At 63.2% G+C, this 15,479-nt stretch carries 16 protein-coding genes; 10 read left to right on the top strand and 6 right to left on the bottom strand.

The features are described from left to right. Positions 1-3: 3 nt before the first annotated feature. The 4 genes from cbbX to AC5ZG1_RS02675 all read left to right on the top strand — a co-directional run bounded on the left by cbbX (position 4) and on the right by AC5ZG1_RS02675 (position 2,613). Positions 4-927 (top strand): CbbX protein, encoded by a 924-nt coding sequence (gene cbbX, locus AC5ZG1_RS02690; protein WP_496131911.1) that lies wholly within the window; start codon positions 4-6, stop codon positions 925-927. Continuing rightward, positions 924-1,691, top strand: coding sequence for an HAD family hydrolase (locus tag AC5ZG1_RS02685; RefSeq protein WP_496131910.1), 768 nt, complete (start codon positions 924-926; stop codon positions 1,689-1,691). Before cbbX ends, AC5ZG1_RS02685 begins: the two co-directional genes overlap by 4 nt. Positions 1,692-1,814: 123 nt before the next feature. Further along, a complete protein-coding gene (locus AC5ZG1_RS02680) occupies positions 1,815-2,138 on the top strand; it encodes an ArsR/SmtB family transcription factor (protein ID WP_208827505.1) in 324 nt (107 codons plus the stop codon). Positions 2,139-2,148: 10 nt separating this feature from the next. Next, complete coding sequence (locus AC5ZG1_RS02675; protein ID WP_456641487.1) at positions 2,149-2,613, top strand: SRPBCC domain-containing protein; 465 nt, start codon at positions 2,149-2,151, stop codon at positions 2,611-2,613. Positions 2,614-2,619: 6 nt separating this feature from the next. Here AC5ZG1_RS02675 and AC5ZG1_RS02670 read toward each other — a convergent pair whose 3' ends face one another. The 4 genes from AC5ZG1_RS02670 to AC5ZG1_RS02655 form a co-directional block, all read right to left on the bottom strand. Beyond that, complete coding sequence (locus tag AC5ZG1_RS02670; protein WP_456641486.1) at positions 2,620-3,681, bottom strand: SDR family oxidoreductase; 1,062 nt, start codon at positions 3,679-3,681, stop codon at positions 2,620-2,622. A 98-nt stretch (positions 3,682-3,779) separates the two neighbouring features. Further along, positions 3,780-5,345 (bottom strand): MDR family MFS transporter, encoded by a 1,566-nt coding sequence (locus AC5ZG1_RS02665; protein WP_456641485.1) that lies wholly within the window; start codon positions 5,343-5,345, stop codon positions 3,780-3,782. 223 nt (positions 5,346-5,568) lie between these two features. Further along, positions 5,569-6,729: an HlyD family secretion protein gene (locus AC5ZG1_RS02660; protein ID WP_456641484.1), complete on the bottom strand. Its 1,161-nt coding sequence runs from the start codon at positions 6,727-6,729 to the stop codon at positions 5,569-5,571. After that, positions 6,722-7,201, bottom strand: a complete 480-nt coding sequence (locus tag AC5ZG1_RS02655) for a MarR family winged helix-turn-helix transcriptional regulator (protein WP_028168004.1) — start codon at positions 7,199-7,201, stop codon at positions 6,722-6,724. Before AC5ZG1_RS02655 ends, AC5ZG1_RS02660 begins: the two co-directional genes overlap by 8 nt. A gap of 154 nt (positions 7,202-7,355) precedes the next feature. On the opposite strand from AC5ZG1_RS02655, the gene AC5ZG1_RS02650 reads away from it, so the two are divergent. Both AC5ZG1_RS02650 and AC5ZG1_RS02645 read left to right on the top strand, forming a co-directional pair. Beyond that, positions 7,356-7,859: a Fur family transcriptional regulator gene (locus AC5ZG1_RS02650; protein WP_456641483.1), complete on the top strand. Its 504-nt coding sequence runs from the start codon at positions 7,356-7,358 to the stop codon at positions 7,857-7,859. A gap of 265 nt (positions 7,860-8,124) precedes the next feature. Next, the gene (locus AC5ZG1_RS02645) at positions 8,125-9,000 is read left to right on the top strand and encodes a DMT family transporter (protein WP_130225392.1); all 876 of its coding nucleotides are present in this window, start codon (positions 8,125-8,127) and stop codon (positions 8,998-9,000) included. A gap of 231 nt (positions 9,001-9,231) precedes the next feature. Here the strand turns inward: AC5ZG1_RS02645 and AC5ZG1_RS02640 are convergent, their stop codons facing one another. Continuing rightward, positions 9,232-10,107: a sulfurtransferase gene (locus AC5ZG1_RS02640; protein ID WP_496131909.1), complete on the bottom strand. Its 876-nt coding sequence runs from the start codon at positions 10,105-10,107 to the stop codon at positions 9,232-9,234. 270 nt (positions 10,108-10,377) lie between these two features. Here AC5ZG1_RS02640 and ispG point away from each other — a divergent pair, with 270 nt between their 5' ends. Together ispG and AC5ZG1_RS02630 are read left to right on the top strand one after the other, a co-directional pair. After that, complete coding sequence (gene ispG / locus AC5ZG1_RS02635; protein WP_456641482.1) at positions 10,378-11,664, top strand: flavodoxin-dependent (E)-4-hydroxy-3-methylbut-2-enyl-diphosphate synthase; 1,287 nt, start codon at positions 10,378-10,380, stop codon at positions 11,662-11,664. A 136-nt stretch (positions 11,665-11,800) separates the two neighbouring features. After that, entirely contained in the window at positions 11,801-12,697 is an 897-nt protein-coding gene (locus tag AC5ZG1_RS02630) for a TauD/TfdA dioxygenase family protein (RefSeq protein ID WP_456641481.1), read from the top strand. Positions 12,698-12,728: 31 nt separating this feature from the next. Here AC5ZG1_RS02630 and AC5ZG1_RS02625 read toward each other — a convergent pair whose 3' ends face one another. Next, the gene (locus tag AC5ZG1_RS02625; protein WP_456641480.1) at positions 12,729-13,004 is read right to left on the bottom strand and encodes a hypothetical protein; all 276 of its coding nucleotides are present in this window, start codon (positions 13,002-13,004) and stop codon (positions 12,729-12,731) included. A gap of 180 nt (positions 13,005-13,184) precedes the next feature. On the opposite strand from AC5ZG1_RS02625, the gene AC5ZG1_RS02620 reads away from it, so the two are divergent. Next, a complete protein-coding gene (locus tag AC5ZG1_RS02620) occupies positions 13,185-14,525 on the top strand; it encodes a Rieske 2Fe-2S domain-containing protein (RefSeq protein WP_456641479.1) in 1,341 nt (446 codons plus the stop codon). Between the two features lie 98 nt (positions 14,526-14,623). Beyond that, the gene (locus AC5ZG1_RS02615; protein ID WP_496132083.1) at positions 14,624-15,433 is read left to right on the top strand and encodes an N-acetylmuramoyl-L-alanine amidase family protein; all 810 of its coding nucleotides are present in this window, start codon (positions 14,624-14,626) and stop codon (positions 15,431-15,433) included. Positions 15,434-15,479 lie beyond the last annotated feature (46 nt).

The raw sequence follows: 15,479 nt of genomic DNA, 5'->3' as shown, positions 1-15,479 counted from the left end.
AGGATGACGCAACCACAGCCACAGACTGACGAAGCCCCGCTGGAGGCCGTCGATCTCCGCCGCGAATTCGCCGACCTTGGCATCGGCGCCGTGCTCGACCAGCTCGATTCCGAGTTGATCGGCCTGGCGCCAGTGAAGACGCGCATTCGCGAGATCGCAGCGCTGCTGCTGGTGGAGCGCATCAGGCGGAAGATGGCGCTCGCTACCACCTTTCCGACCCTGCATATGTCCTTCACCGGCAATCCTGGCACCGGCAAGACTACGGTAGCAATGCGGATGGCCAGCATCCTGCACCGGCTCGGCTTCGTGCGCCGCGGCCACGTCATCAGCGTCACTCGCGACGACCTGGTCGGGCAATATATCGGCCACACCGCACCAAAGACGAAGGAGATCTTGAAGAAGGCGATGGGCGGCGTGCTGTTCATTGACGAGGCCTACTACCTCTATCGCCCCGACAATGAGCGCGACTACGGCCAGGAGGCGATCGAGATCCTGTTGCAGATCATGGAGCAGCAGCGCGAGGATCTGGTTGTGATCCTCGCCGGCTATGGCGACCGCATGGAGAAATTCTTCCAGAGCAATCCGGGTTTTCGTTCCCGCATCGCCCATCACATCGACTTCCCCGATTATTCCGACCCCGAGCTGTTCGCGATCGCCGAATTGATGCTGCAGCAGCAGAACTACCGGTTCTCAGCGGCGGCACGCGATGCCTTCATCCGCTACATCGCCGTGCGCAAGACCCAGCCGCTGTTCTCCAACGCGCGCTCGATCCGCAATGCGCTGGATCGTATCCGGCTCCGCCAGGCCAACCGCATCGTTTCCCGGCTGGACCGGGTGCTCACGGCTGACGACGTGATGTCGATCGAGGCCGGCGATGTGCTGGCAAGCCGAGTCTTTTCGAAAGGCGCGACGGACAAGGAGACATGAGCGAGACGCTGACAGCCGTGCGGGCGGCGGCCTTCGGAGACCTCCTTGCCCGCGCCCACGCACTGATCTTTGACGTCGACGGCACAATGGCCGAGACCGAGGAGGTGCACCGCCGCGCCTTCAACGAGGCGTTCTCGCGCGCAGGCCTCAACTGGTACTGGGACCAGCCCACCTACGGACGGTTGCTGCGCGTCGCCGGAGGCAAGGAGCGGATCCGCGCATTTGCCATGCGCAAGCGAACCATGCCCTTGCTGTCGACTCGCGAGATCGCGGAGCTGCACGCGATCAAAACCGCGCGTTATGCCGAACTGATCGCAACGGGCGGCTGCCCGCTGCGGCCTGGTGTGGAAGCCTTGCTCCGGAAGGCCCGATGGCGCAGCCAGCGCCTGGCGATCGCGACGACGACCTCGCGTGCCAATATCGATGCGCTGCTGTCGGTGGCGCTGGGCGAGGACTGGGCCGAGTGGTTCGAGGCGATCGTCGCCGGCGACGATGTGCCCGAGAAGAAGCCGGCATCCGACGTCTATCTCATGATGCTGGCGCGACTGTCGCTCCCTGCTTCCCGCTGCATAGCCATCGAGGACTCGCGCAACGGATTGATCGCGGCCTCGGGCGCCGGCATTCCCGTGTTGTTCACCCGCAGCGCCTACTTCCGCGACGATGATTGCTCGGAAGCGCTGTTCGCCGTCGATGAACTCACCGAGATCGCCGACGCTGCCGCGTGCCAGCTGGAGCGCCGTAGCCCGGGTGGAGCGCCAGCGTAACCCGGGGCCGCTCACAAACGTTGATGCAGATGTCCCGGGTTGCGCTTCGCTCCACCCGGGCCACGGCCCTTGACTATCAGCATTCCGTTATATAATAATACAGTTATATAATGGATGCTTGATATGCCCAACCTCGACGCCGCCTTTTCAGCGCTCGCCGACCCGACTCGCCGGGCCATCCTGGCTCGCCTTGCGCTGGGCGAAGCGACCGTCATGGAACTGGTCGAGCCGTTCGAGCTGACGCAGCCCGCCATCTCCCGCCATCTCAAGGTGCTGGAAAGCGCCGGCCTGATCATTCGCCGCGTTGAAGGCACCAAGCGACCGTGCCGGCTCGCGCCCGGTGCCATGGCCGAGATCGACCAGTGGCTTTCGATGCTACGGCAAGCCCTGAACGCGAATTACGACCGGCTCGACCAGGTTCTGGCCGATATGAAAACCGAGAAGTGAAAGGCTTCCCATGACCAGACTGACGCTGAAGACCGAAGGCGATCGATATGTCATCGTCACCCGCCGCTTCGCCGCGCCGCCAGAAGCCGTCTATCGCGCCCATACCGAGCCGGAACTCTTGCAGAAATGGCTGCTCGGTCCGCCGGGCTGGACCATGCCGGTCTGCATCAGCGAAGCCCGTCCTGGCGGCAAGATCCGCTACGAGTGGAGCAATGGCGAAGGCGGCGGGTTCTATCTGACCGGCGAATATCTGGAGCTCGCGCCGTTCAGCCGCATCGTCCACGTCGAGCGCATGCATCTGCCGGACCCGACGCCGGATAATCACGTCGAGACCATTTTCGCGCCCGACGGCAGCGGCACCTTGATGACGATGCGAATGACGCTGCCGGATGCAGCGACGCGGGACGCGATGCTGGCGACCGGCATGGAGCACGGAATGGAAGACAGCTACGCCCGGCTCGATGCGCTTGCGTAGCCGGTCTTACGGGATGAGACGCTCGTCGCGTAAACGCGCGAACAGATCGAAGAAGCTATCATCGGTTGTTTGGTAATCGAGAAAGCCGAGCTTGCGGCTCTTGCTCATATCGGTAACGACCTCGATCGGGCGACCGAGGTCGGCGTCGGTGTGCCAGGCCGAGGTGAGCACGCCGAGATCGGGCTCGGCCAGCCGATATTTTCTGGCGATGTCGGACCAGATCGGGCCCGCATCGGCCAATTGTCGCTCCAGCGGAATTCCTTCGCCCTGAAATGGCGCCGGCTTTAGTCCAAACCAGTCGGCCAGCCGCTGCCACATCCAGCTCCAGCGAAACACGTCGCCATTGACGACATTGAACGCCTGATTGCGGGCGGCCGGCGTTGTCGCCGCCCATTCCAGATGGCGTGCGAGCAGCCGCGCATCCGTCATATCGGTAAGACCATTCCACTGCGTCGCGGAGCCCGGAAACAGGAACGGACGTCCGGTCTCGCGGCAGATGGTGGCGTAGACCGCGAGCGTCACGCCCATGTTCATCGCGTTGCCCACGGCATAGCCGATGATGGTGTGCGGCCGATGGATGCTCCAGCCAAAGCCGTCGCGACCAGCCGCCGCGAACACTTCGTCTTCCTGGGCGTAGTAGAAATTCTCGATCTCGAGCCGGGGCTGGTCTTCCCGAAACGGCGTGGCGGGCAGCTTGCCCTTGCCGTAACTTTCGAACGGACCAAGATAGTGCTTCAGCCCGGTCACCAGCGCGACATGCTTCACCGAACCTGCAGGCGACAACGCGTCGAGCAGGTTGCGCACCATCGCAGAATTGACCCTGATATTCTCGGCCTCGGTGTTCTGGCGCAACCACGTGCTGATGAACACGTCCGTCGGTCTCAGATCCTGTAGCGCCTTGCGAACCGATGCGGGGTCCAGCAGGTCCGCCGCCACCGGCTGCACGCCGATGTTGGCTGGTGGCCGGCGCGCCAGCGCGTAGACCTGCCACTCCTGCTGACGCAGGTGCCGGACCAGATTATTGCCGACGATACCGCTTGCGCCCACGACCAGCGCTGAACCCGCCATGTTCCAACCTCCAGTGATATCGGTGGGGAGATAGGATTGGTCGACGCATCAACCAGGGCAGCCGCGCCGGGAATAACTCTTTCGTGAGCGAGCCTCGACTACTCCATCACCGCCGCATGGTCCGAGGATGCCTGCGACTGCGACCGCAGCGCCGCCTTGGTCGAACCGATCATGATCGCAAGCGGGATCGAGGCCAGGATGAACACCATCACGAGCTGGTAGTCGTGGGCGAACGCGATGATTTGCGCCTGCACCGCGACGATCTTATCCGCCATCGCGCGGCCGGTGTCGGTGTTGAGATTGATCATGCCACTGACATTGGGCATCTGCAGTGCATGGTTGAAGGGGGTGATGTGCTCGGACAGCGTCGCGTAGATGCGCCGCGAGCCTTCCGTGAGCTGCGCGATCACGATGGAGATCCCGATCGAGCTGGCGACGTTGCGCAGCAGCGTCAGCATCGAGGTGCCGTCAGTGCGCAGGTGATTGGGCAAGCTCAGGAACGCCACGGTCGAGAGCGGTACGAACACCAGTCCGAAGCCGAAACCCTGGACGATGCTCACGACCACGATCTCGGTTGCGCTGGTCTGGTCGGTCCAGCCGGTCATCACGAACAGCGACGCGGCGGTCAGTGCCAGGCCGGAGATGATCAGCGTGCGCGCCTCGATGAAGCGCATCATGCGTCCGACCAGCATCATCGCGACGAAGGTGCCGCAGCCGCGGCTCGCCAGCAGCACACCGGCGGTGATGATGGGATAGCCGATCACGTTCTGCAGGTAAGGCGAGGACAGCGCCATGGTCGAGTAGAGCACAAGCCCCATCACGGTCATGAACACGCAGCCGCCGACGAAATTCCTGTCCTTGAACAGTTCGAACCGGATGAACGGCTTCGACGTCGTGAACGAATGGGCGAAGAAGTAATAGAAACCGATGCCGCTGATGATGAACTCGGCGATGATCTCGTTGGATTCGAGCCAGCCGAGCTGCTCGCCGCGGTCGAGCGCAAGCTGCAGCGAGCCGATCGCAACTGCGAGCGCGCCGAAGCCGAACCAGTCAAAGCGCAGTTCCAGGTTCTGCTTGGTCTCGTCCATGAAGATGATGAGGCCGAGCACGGTGATGGCGCCGAAGGGCAGGTTGACGAAGAACACCCAGTGCCAGGAATAGGTCTCGGTCAGCCAGGCGCCGAGCGACGGGCCCATGATCGGGCCCATCATCACGCCCATGCCCCAGATCGACATCGCCTTGGCGCGTTCGTGCAGCGCGTAGGAGTCGAGCATCACGGCTTGCGACAGCGGCACCAGCGCGGCGCCGAACACGCCCTGCAGCAGGCGGAACAGCACCATCTGGCTGATGTCCTGCGCCAGGCCGCACAGCACGGAAGCCACGGTGAAGCCGGCGGAGCAGATGATGAAGATGCGCTTGCGCCCGAACCGGTTGGCGATCCAGCCGACCGGCGCGGTCATGATCGCGGCCGCCACGATGTAGGACGTGAGCACCCAGTTGATCTGGTCCTGCGACGCCGACAGCGTGCCCTGCATATAGGGCAGCGCGACATTGGCGATGGTGGTGTCCAGCGCCTGCATGACGGTCGCTGTCATCGCGCAGACCGTCACCATGTTCCGGCGCAGGCCGGGCACCATGCTGGGCGAGGGGGCCGCCGTCGACATCTGTTCTATCGCCTGGTGCTGGTTGGTTGAATCGGTCGGGCCGCGGGCACCACCTCTCCCCGCCGGGGAGAGGTCGCGCCGAAGGCGCGGGTGAGGGGGATCAGGTCCCACGAGAGAGCGTAACCCCTCACCCGGATCGCATCTTGCGATGCGATCCGACCTCTCCCGATGGGAGAGATGGCGAGTTCCGATGCCGCACCAACTCGACCTGATTTCATTAGACCTAGTCCTGCTCGTGGGCCGCTGCGGCCGAGGACAGGCCGAGCAGGCCGGACAGCGTGCGGCGATGGTTGGTGTCGATGGTGGCGTAGACGCTCATCCCCGCCTTCAATTTGCGCACCATTTTGTCGTTCTGGTCGAAATAGATCCTGACCGGCACGCGCTGCACCACCTTGACGAAATTGCCGGTCGCGTTCTGCGGCGGCAGGATCGCGAATTGCGCGCCGGTACCGGGCGAGAGCGAGCCGACCGTGCCCTTGAACAAATGGTTCGGGAACGCGTCGACCTCGAGGTCGACCGGCTGGCCGACCGCGACATAGGTGAAGTCGGATTCCTTCGGGTTGGCGTCGACCCAGGGATTCGCCACGTCGATAATGGAGAACACCGGCGTGCCGGCGGCGATGAAGCGGCCGAGCTGGATCTGCTCGACCTGGGTGGCGGTGCCCGCCATCGGCGCGCGCATCACGGTGTGGTCGAGGTTGCGCTGGGCCTCATCGAGCTTGGCCTTGGCCTGCGCATAAGGCGGGAATTGCTCCAGCGGCAGGTCGGGATCGCCGAGCAGTTGCGCCTTGGAGCTGGAGATCTGCTGCTTGATGAACTCGGCCTGCGCGCTCGCGGTCACCAGCGACGTCGCGGCATTGTCGAGGTCGAGCTGCGAACCGAAATTGCTCTTCACCAGCGACTGCTTGCGGTCGACGTCCCGCTGCTTCAGGTCGACCCCCCGTTGTGCCAGATCGAGCATCTGGCCGTAGATTTTGATATTGGCGACCAGGTTGTCATAGTTCGTGCGTGCCTGATCGAGCGCCCCCTTGGCCTGGTCCACCGCGAGGCGGAACGGCACCGGGTCGATCTCGAACAGCACGTCGCCTTGCTTGACCTGCTGGCCTTCCTTGACCACGACCTTCTCGATCTTGCCGGAGATGTCGGGCGTGATCAGCACCTTCTGCGCACCGACATAGGCGTCGTCGGTCGACACATAGCGGCCGCCGTTGAGATAGAAGACGACGCCGCCGACCAGCACCAACAGCGGCAACACGACCAGGAGGAGGAAACGGCGATAGTGCCGCAAGCCCGCCATCAGGCCGCGCGGCTGATCGGTCTTCGCTGGAGCCGAGGCCGGATTGTCCCTCTGCTCGGGCGCGAGTTTCAGTACGGGATCAGCCATAGCGCTGCTCTTTTCTGGGAGATTCGCCGGCCGGGGTCTGGATGGCATTGCGGACGTTTTCCTTGATAGATTCGAGTTGGGCGAGCAGACGGTGGGCATCGGCGGGGCTGATGCCTTCCAGCGCGGTTGCAGTGAGTTCGGAGCGAAGGCCGGCGAGCTTGGCGAGCAGCGGGCGCGCCGCCTTGCGCAGATAGAGCCGGTTGACGCGACGGTCGTTCTCGTCGCCGCGGCGCTCGATCCAGCCATTGTCGCAGAGCTTGTCGATCAGCCGGGTCAGCGTGATCGGTTGCATCTCGAGCAACTCGGCAAGCTCGGTCTGCTTCATTCCCTCGCTGCGCTCGACCTTGGTCAGCACCGCCCACTGCGCGCGGGTAATTCCGTAGCGCGCGGCCTCCTTGTCCGCGTAGACGCGGATCAGGCGAAACAATTCACCGAGCGTGAACATGAAGTTCGCGTCGACGGACCCCGGCATAATCTACCCCTCCATAAGCTTTGGCTATAATAAGCTAGCTTATGATTTCCGCATGTCCGGTTAACGGAAGGCAGCTCCGCTTCCAGAACATGGCTGGGAACGGGGCGAGCCCCGGGGCTTTGGGATCGTCGGTCAGGCTGCTAAAACGGTGCATATGACGTTGGCAAAACCCACATTTCCCGCACCTGACCACGATCACGGCCGCTGCACTGCGGAAGGGATCGCGCATGCCGAGGAGGTTTGCGCGCGGCGGGCGCAGAAGTTCACGCCGATCCGCCGTCAGGTGCTCGGGGCGCTATTGTCCAGCCACCGGCCGCTCGGCGCCTATGAGGTGATCGACGAGCTCGCCAAGTCGATGCCGCGCCCGGCGCCGATCACCGTCTACCGCGCGCTCGATTTCCTGATGGAGAACGGCCTCGTTCACCGCATCGAAAGCCGGAACGCGTTTCTGGCCTGCGCGCATGATCACGACGAGACCTCTATGGTGGCGTTTTTGATCTGCGATCGCTGCGGCGCAGTCGGCGAAATCCCGGCGGCGCCGGTGGCCCAGAGCCTGAAGGCCGCAGCGCGCGCCGCGGGCTTTGCGCCGAAGCTGTCGGTGGTCGAGATCGCCGGCACTTGCGCGCATTGCCAGAAAGAAACCAGGGCCGTTGTCTGATTGGATTTGAGCATGATCCGGAAAAGTGGAAACCGGTTTTCCCTCGCGACAAACGCGAAGCGTTTGCGCGGAGATCATGCTCAGAGAAAGAGATGAGATCATGATCCGATCCGGTCCGATCGGATCATGAAACCCGGAAGCCCCCCGCTCCGGATTCCAAACGATAACACGGCGCCAAGCCGGAAACCGAGGCAACATGTCAACGCAAACCATCTCCAGCGTCGCCGCAACCGGGCGCGCGCTCACCCCGGGCGCGGTCGCGATCATGCTGATGCTGTGCGTGAGCTGGGGATTCAACCAGATCGCGGTCAAGCTCGCGCTGCCCGACATTCCGCCGATGCTGCAGGCGATGTTCCGCTCCGCCGGCGCGTTGCCGGTGATGCTGATCGTGGGCTGGCTGCGCGGCGTCAAATTCTTCGAGCGCGACGGCACGCTTCTGGCCGGCCTGGTCGCCGGGTTGATGTTCGGCATCGAGTTCGTGCTGATCTTCAGCGGCCTGGTGTTCACCTCGGCCTCGCGCGCGTCGGTCTTCCTCTATACGGCGCCGTTCTTCGTCGCATTCGGCTCCCATCAGTTCCTCGGCGAGCGGCTCTCCGCCTTGCAATGGAGCGGGCTCGCCTTGAGCTTTGCCGGCGTCGCGCTTGCGATCGGCGTGCCGCAGCCGGATGTCGACGCCAAGGTCTTGCTGGGCGATCTGATGGTGGTCGGCGGCGGCGCGCTTTGGGCGGCCACCACGCTGGTCGCCAAGGGGACAGCGCTACGCAAGGCCGCGCCGGAAAAGGCGCTCGGCTATCAGGTCGCCCTGTCGATTCCGATCCTGGGTATCGCCTCGTGGCTTGCGGGCGAAACCATCACCCATTTTCCCAGCCCGCTGTCGCTCGCCTTGATGGCGTATCAGGCGATCTGGGTGGTGGGTTGCACCTTCGTGATCTGGTTTGCGATGGTGAAGATGTATTCCGCCAGCAAGCTGTCGGCCTTCACTTTCATCACGCCGCTGTTCGGCGTCGTCGCTGCCTATGTCATCATGCATGACACGCTGACGCCGGTATTCGGCGTCGCGGCGCTGTTGGTGATCATCGGCCTCTATCTCGTGAACAAGCCGGATCCGAAGGTGACGCCGGATCCTAATGTACCGGCGTGAGCCACCGCTGTCATTCCGGGATGCGCCGAAGGCGCAGGCCCGGAATCCATCGGGCCGCATGCGCGGTGGAGAAATGGATTCCGGGCTCGATGCTTCGCATCGCCCCGGAATGACGACTGGGCGTCGAGGTAGATCTTTCCTCCGTCATTGCGAGCGGAGCGAAGCAATCCATGCCTCCGCGTGCCGTGTATTGCTTCGCTTCGCTCGCAATGACGGGTAAAGAACCCGCGCCTATCCCCGTTCGATCGGCAGCGTCTCGTCCTTGGCCCATTCGCCCATCGACGCGTCATACAGGGTGAGGTTGTCGTAGCCGAGCCGATGGAGCTGGAATAAATCGACCGTCGCGGAAATGCCGCCGCCGCAATAGGCGATCACGCGCTTGTCCTTGCTGATGCCTTGGCTTGCAAATTTCGCTTCCGCGTCCGCGCGCGCGATGAACGTCTTCGCCGTGGGATCGAGCAACGTCGCCGCCGGCATATTGACGCTGCCGGGAATGCGTCCCGGCCGGCCGTAGCGGCTGGGTTCGAGGCCTGCGTGGAATTGTGGACCCAGCGCATTGACGGTGACGGTGCCTTGGTCCCCTCGTGCGGCGAGCACGTCGTCCTTGCCGACGAAGAAACCCGCTCGCGGTTTCGCGGCAAACGTCGCAGGCGGATAGCCCTTGGCGGGGCCGGTCTCGAGCGGGCGGCCTTCCGCTTTCCACTTGTCCAGGCCGCCGTCGAGCACGGAGGCGCCGTCGAAGCCCAGCGATTTCAGCATCCACCAGAAGCGCGTCGCCCACATCGGCGTGCCGATCGAATACAGCACCACCCGGCTGTCGGGACCGATCCCGTGGCGGCCGAAGGCGGTTTCGAGCTGCGCGACGAGGGGCATCATGAAGCGCAGTTCCGTGTTCGGAGCGGAGAATTCGCCCTGCAAGTCGAGAAAATCGGCGCCGGCGATATGGCCGGCCTCGAAGGTTTCTTTCCCCGGCACCGCAATATAGGGAACGCCGCTGCCTTCCGGCGCCGGCTCCAGATAGGTCGTACAGTCGAAGAGGCGAAGATCCGGCTGATGCAGGATATCGGCAAGTTCCGCCGTGGTGATAAGCTCATCCCTTGTCGCCATCTGCACCTCCCGCGGGTTGTATTTGCTTCAAGGTATGGCGCGCGGTAGGGGATGAAAAGCCGTCCTCGCGTGTTCGCGGGCTCTTTAATCCCCCGAATCCTCCCCCGATATACCGGTCAGCCCATCGGACGGCCGCCGGTCTTGCGCTCGATCCCGCTTTCAGGCGCAAGCTGTTGAATCTCCGTTAGAAAATATGTGATCCAATAAACCGCCAGCCCGCCTTCGTGCCCCCCTTGGTGAATGTCACCAAAACCTGATATTCGAGACGCCATGAACAAGCCCGAAATTCTCAGCGACGTCGCCGGCCCAGCGCCCCGGCATCAGACAACCCAGGTCATGGTCGGCCATGTCGCCGTCGGCGGGGGCGCCCCGATCGTCGTGCAGTCGATGACCAACACCGACACCGCCGATGTTGATGGCACCATCGCCCAGGTCGCAGCACTTTCGCGCGCCGGCTCGGAAATGGTCCGCATCACGGTCGACCGCGAGGAAGCCGCCGCCGCCGTCCCGCATATCCGCGATGGCCTGCGAAAGCGCGGCATCGACACGCCCCTGATCGGTGACTTCCACTATATCGGCCACAAGCTGCTCGCCGAATATCCGGCCTGCGCCGAGGCGCTCGACAAATACCGCATCAATCCCGGCAATGTCGGCTTCAAGAACAAGCGCGACTCGCAGTTCGCCGACATCATCGAGATCGCTAACAAGAACAACAAGCCGGTGCGCATCGGTGCGAACTGGGGTTCGCTCGACCAGGAACTCTTGACCAAGCTGATGGACGAGAACACGGCCTCGCCGAACCCGCGCGATGCCCGCGCGGTGACGCGCGAAGCCATGGTGCAGTCGGCGCTATTGTCAGCGGCCCGCGCGCAAGAGCTCGGCATGCCCAAGAACCGCATCATCCTGTCGGCCAAGGTCTCGGCCGTGCAGGATCTGATCGCGGTCTATCAGGATCTGGCGCGCCGCTCGGATTACGCGATCCATCTCGGCCTCACCGAGGCCGGCATGGGATCGAAGGGCATCGTCGCCTCCTCGGCAGCCCTCGGCATCCTCTTGCAGGACGGCATCGGCGACACCATCCGCATCTCATTGACGCCTGAGCCCGGCGGCGACCGCACGCTGGAAGTCCAGGTCGCCCAGGAACTGTTGCAGACGATGGGTTTCCGCACCTTCGTGCCGCTGGTCGCGGCCTGCCCGGGTTGTGGCCGCACCACCTCGACCACGTTCCAGGAGCTGGCGCGCTCGATCCAGGATTTCATCCGCGACGAGATGCCGGCCTGGAAGACGAAGTATCCCGGCGTCGAGCAGCTCAACGTCGCTGTCATGGGCTGCATCGTCAACGGTCCCGGCGAATCCAAGCACGCCAATATCGGCATCTCGCTTCCAGGCACCGGCGAAGCGCCGGCCGCGCCTGTCTTCGTTGACGGCAAGAAGTTCCGCACCCTGCGCGGTCCGTCGATCGCCGCCGACTTCAAGGCGCTGGTCATCGATTACATCGACCAGCGCTACGGCCGGGGTAGCACGGTGCCCGCGAGCACGGTGACCGCGGCGGAGTAAGTTCTCTCCGTCCAACGACCCCTCTCCGCTGTCGTCCCCGCTTTCGCGGGACGACAGATAAAGCCGCGGCCTGCGATTGCGCTTCGCCCCATCCGGGCTACGATGCTCCCGACAATAACGATTGGGAGCAACACCCGTGAGCTCGCTGTCCGGCAAGCAAGGTCCCCGCTACAAGCATCTCGCCGACGAGAGCGAGCCCTATGAAACCATCGGCGTCGAAAAGCTGACGCCGATCATCGGCGCGGAGATTTCCGGTGTCGATATCGCGCAGCTCGTCTCCGACGATGCGCGCTCCAATCGCCAGATGGATGAGATCCATCGCGCGCTTGCCGAGAACCTCGTGATCTTCTTCCGCGACCAGCGCATCACGCCAAAGGACCATCTCGCCTTCGGCCGGAAGTTCGGCGAATTGCACATCCATCCCGCCGCCCCGCATGAGGGCGAGGATCCCGCGCTGATGAGGATCTACGCCGACAAGGATTCGCCGCGCGCCAACGGCGAAGGCTGGCATTCGGACGTGTCCTGCGATCTCGAGCCGCCGATGGGCTCGATCCTCTACATCAGGCAGTGCCCGCCGCATGGCGGCGACACGCTGTTCGCCAATATGTATGCGGCCTATGAGGCGCTGTCGGATCGGATGAAGGCCTATCTCGACGGGCTCACCGCGCTGCATGACGGCGAGCCGATCTATCGCGGGCTCTACGCCAATTACGGCGTCGCCGACAAGCCGAGCTATCCACATGCCGAGCATCCGATGGTGCGCACGCATCCGGTCACGGGAAAGAAGGCGCTCTATGTCAATCGCGGCTTCACCCGCCACATATCAGGCATTCCCCGTGACGAGAGCGACGCCATCCTCGCCTATCTCTACCAGCACGCGGAAAACCCGCTGTTCCAGTGCCGCTTCCGCTGGACCGAGAACGCGATCGCCTTCTGGGACAATCGCTGCACCCAGCACCGTGCGATGTGGGACTACTGGCCCCATACCCGCGCCGGCACGCGCGTCACGGTGAAAGGCGAGCGGCCGGTGTGACGGTAAATGCGGGACGGCGCGCCGCAACCTATCATGTGCAGAACATCTCGAAGTCGATGCGGATGTCGGCAAGGCTCATCTCATCCTCATCGATCTGGCTCTGTAGTGATGCGATCGACTGCTTGAGCTGCTCGATGAGGGCCGGTTCGGGCCTTGGTTGAGACTCTGCCTTCCTCAGGCTGGCTTCGAGGACGGCGAGCCTGCGCCGTTCGTCGCGGATTCTGATTTCAAGGTTTGCGATCATTCGCTTGAAGAGAGCGCATCCGCCACGAACGGCAGTTTCGACTTCGGCTTCCGACGTCGCCATCTGAGCATCCTTTCCTGAACGGGACATGGCAATTCGAACGTCGCTATCATTTTTACCTGAAATTGCGTGTGATAAATCTCACAATCTATATGTGTGACACGTTGAAGCAGTGCGCGTTGACCGACGCCTGCGCTTGCGCCAAGCTTCCTCGTAACCAAAACAAGAATCGGAGGACGTCCCATGCTTCGCGCGGAAGACAACAGGTTCTTGACCGAAAGCGGGCCGGGCACGGGAATGGGCGAGCTGTTGCGCCGCTTCTGGCTGCCGGTGCTGTTGTCGGAGGAATTGCCCGAGCCCGACAGCGAACCGAAGAAGATCATCATTCTCGGCGAGGAGCTGCTCGCTTTCCGCGATAGTCGCGGCGTTGTCGGCGTCATCGACCAATATTGCCCGCATCGCGGCGCCAATCTCTGGCTCGGCCGCAACGAGGAGTGCGGCATCCGCTGCGTCTATCACGGCTGGAAGTTCGACACCGACGGCCGCTGCGTCGACATGCCGACCTCCTATCCCGATCTCAACGCCAAGGATCACATCCGCATCAAGTCCTATCCGGTGCGCGAATGGGGCGACATGATCTGGGCCTATATGGGGCCGGCCGATGCCGTGCCGGAATTGCCGGCGCTGGAGATGGCGCTGGTGCCGCCGTCGCATCGCTACGTCAGCAAGAAGTGGCAGGACTGCAACTGGGTGCAGGCGCTGGAAGGCTCGATCGATACCGCGCATTTTACCTTCGCGCATCTGTCGTTCGAGAAGGAAGAGAACGAGATTCTCGACATCAAGAAGCATTTCGTCAATCCGCTGGTGCGTGTGGCGACCGAGCACATGCGCTGGATCGCCGAAGACCCGCGGCCGGTGATCAAGATCAACGCGCACGACGCCGGGCTAACGATCGCAGGCGGCCGCCTCACCGGCTCCGACAACATCTATTGGCGCATCGCCCAATTCCTGATGCCGGTTCACGCCTTTGCGCCGAGCGCGATGCCGGGCGAGAACATCTTCGGCCAGAGCTTCGTGCCGGTCACCGATACCAACTGCTGGATCTACACCTACGCCTGGAATCCGCATCGCCCGATCACGCAAGCGGAGCGCGATGCGTATGACCGCGGCAACGGTGTGATCGCCGAGGTCGATGAGAACTATGTGCCGCTGCGCAACAAATCGAACGACTATCTGATCGATCGTAAACTGCAGAGGACCAAGAGCTACACCGGCATCAAGGGCGTCTCCGAGCAGGACGCCGCGGTGCAGGACAGCCAGGGCCCGATCGCCGACCGCACGCGCGAGCATCTCGGGCCGACCGACCTCGGCATCATGCATTTTCGCAAGCTGGTGATGGACGCCGCCCGCGCGCTGCAGCAGGGCGAGGCGCCGCCGCATGTTGCGCGTCAGGACCGTTACATCGTCCGTTCTGGCGCCTGCGTGACCAGCAAGGCGAAGGACCTGACGGCGGTCATGACCGAGCGCTTCGGCGATCCCACGGGCTTCGTCGGCGGTCCCGGCCAGAACGCCGCGGCGGAGTAGGGGGCTAACCGTAGCCCGGGTGCAGCGAAGCGAAACCCGGGATGTCTCGCACGCGGATGGACAGATCCCGGATTGCGCTTCGCTGCATCCGGGCTACGATGTTCGCCGTGTGGCGCCACCGTCCGATCATCGTGAGTTCGATCATCGTCTTGTCGCTCGTGTCGCCCGACACGCGAAATGCCGCGTGGTCGCGCGGGAGTGTCAGGGCGGCGCCAAAGACTGCGTCTTCGAAATGCGACCGGTCCAAATTCAAGCTCATCCTGGATGTCGGCCATAGCGCCGAAGCGCCGGGTGCGAGGAGCGCCCGCAACATTCCGGAATTCGATTTCAATCTCCGCCTTGCGAAACGCATCGAGGACAAATTGAAGTCGGAAGGCTTTGCGCAAACCCGCCTCCTGGTGACCGAAGGCCCGAAAAGGCCGAGCCTGTTCAAGCGCGCCGCCGCCATCAACAATTCAGGGGCCGATCTCGCCTTATCGATCCACCATGACTCGGTGCCTGATTCCTTTCTCGAAGAATGGGAGTTCGAGGGAACGAAGAGCCATTTCAGCGACCGGTTCAGCGGCTATTCGCTGTTCGTTTCTCACGACAATCCGAAATTCTGGACCAGTCTGAGGTTTGCCCGGTTGCTCGGCAATCGAATGAAGGCGCAGGGCCTGCAATATGCCCGCCAATATGCGCAGGCCGTGATGGGGCGATACCGGCGAAAATTGCTGGACAAGAAGGTGGGCGTCTATCGTTACGATCAGCTCATCGTGCTTATGCGGACCCGCGTGCCCGCGGTCCTGCTTGAGGCCGGCTCGATCATCAATCGGGACGAGGAGCTGGCAATGGCGTCCACGGAACGACAAGACATGATCGGCGCCGCTGTGGTCGGTGCTGTGAAGGAATTCTGCGCCTCGCGGTAGAGCATGATCCGGAAAAGTGGAAACCGGTTTTCCCTCGCGACAAACG

It is taken from the genome of Bradyrhizobium sp. Leo78 (genome assembly GCF_059512425.1).
The sequence above is the reverse complement of the archived record's forward strand: the minus strand, read 5'-3'. Positions and strand labels throughout refer to the sequence as shown.

Bases quoted from the DNA above. Each gene is read 5' to 3' on its own strand.
- ispG (WP_456641482.1), top strand. From the start codon at position 10,378: ATGAACAAGCCCGAAATTCTCAGCGACGTCGCCGGCCCAGCGCCCCGG.
- AC5ZG1_RS02660 (WP_456641484.1), bottom strand. From the start codon at position 6,729: ATGGCTGATCCCGTACTGAAACTCGCGCCCGAGCAGAGGGACAATCCG.
- cbbX (WP_496131911.1), top strand. From the start codon at position 4: ATGACGCAACCACAGCCACAGACTGACGAAGCCCCGCTGGAGGCCGTC.
- AC5ZG1_RS02645 (WP_130225392.1), top strand. From the start codon at position 8,125: ATGCTGATGCTGTGCGTGAGCTGGGGATTCAACCAGATCGCGGTCAAG.
- AC5ZG1_RS02650 (WP_456641483.1), top strand. From the start codon at position 7,356: ATGACGTTGGCAAAACCCACATTTCCCGCACCTGACCACGATCACGGC.
- AC5ZG1_RS02615 (WP_496132083.1), top strand. From the start codon at position 14,624: ATGTTCGCCGTGTGGCGCCACCGTCCGATCATCGTGAGTTCGATCATC.
- AC5ZG1_RS02680 (WP_208827505.1), top strand. From the start codon at position 1,815: ATGCCCAACCTCGACGCCGCCTTTTCAGCGCTCGCCGACCCGACTCGC.
- AC5ZG1_RS02625 (WP_456641480.1), bottom strand. From the start codon at position 13,004: ATGGCGACGTCGGAAGCCGAAGTCGAAACTGCCGTTCGTGGCGGATGC.
- AC5ZG1_RS02675 (WP_456641487.1), top strand. From the start codon at position 2,149: ATGACCAGACTGACGCTGAAGACCGAAGGCGATCGATATGTCATCGTC.
- AC5ZG1_RS02640 (WP_496131909.1), bottom strand. From the start codon at position 10,107: ATGGCGACAAGGGATGAGCTTATCACCACGGCGGAACTTGCCGATATC.
- AC5ZG1_RS02655 (WP_028168004.1), bottom strand. From the start codon at position 7,201: ATGCCGGGGTCCGTCGACGCGAACTTCATGTTCACGCTCGGTGAATTG.
- AC5ZG1_RS02620 (WP_456641479.1), top strand. From the start codon at position 13,185: ATGCTTCGCGCGGAAGACAACAGGTTCTTGACCGAAAGCGGGCCGGGC.
- AC5ZG1_RS02685 (WP_496131910.1), top strand. From the start codon at position 924: ATGAGCGAGACGCTGACAGCCGTGCGGGCGGCGGCCTTCGGAGACCTC.
- AC5ZG1_RS02665 (WP_456641485.1), bottom strand. From the start codon at position 5,345: ATGTCGACGGCGGCCCCCTCGCCCAGCATGGTGCCCGGCCTGCGCCGG.
- AC5ZG1_RS02670 (WP_456641486.1), bottom strand. From the start codon at position 3,681: ATGGCGGGTTCAGCGCTGGTCGTGGGCGCAAGCGGTATCGTCGGCAAT.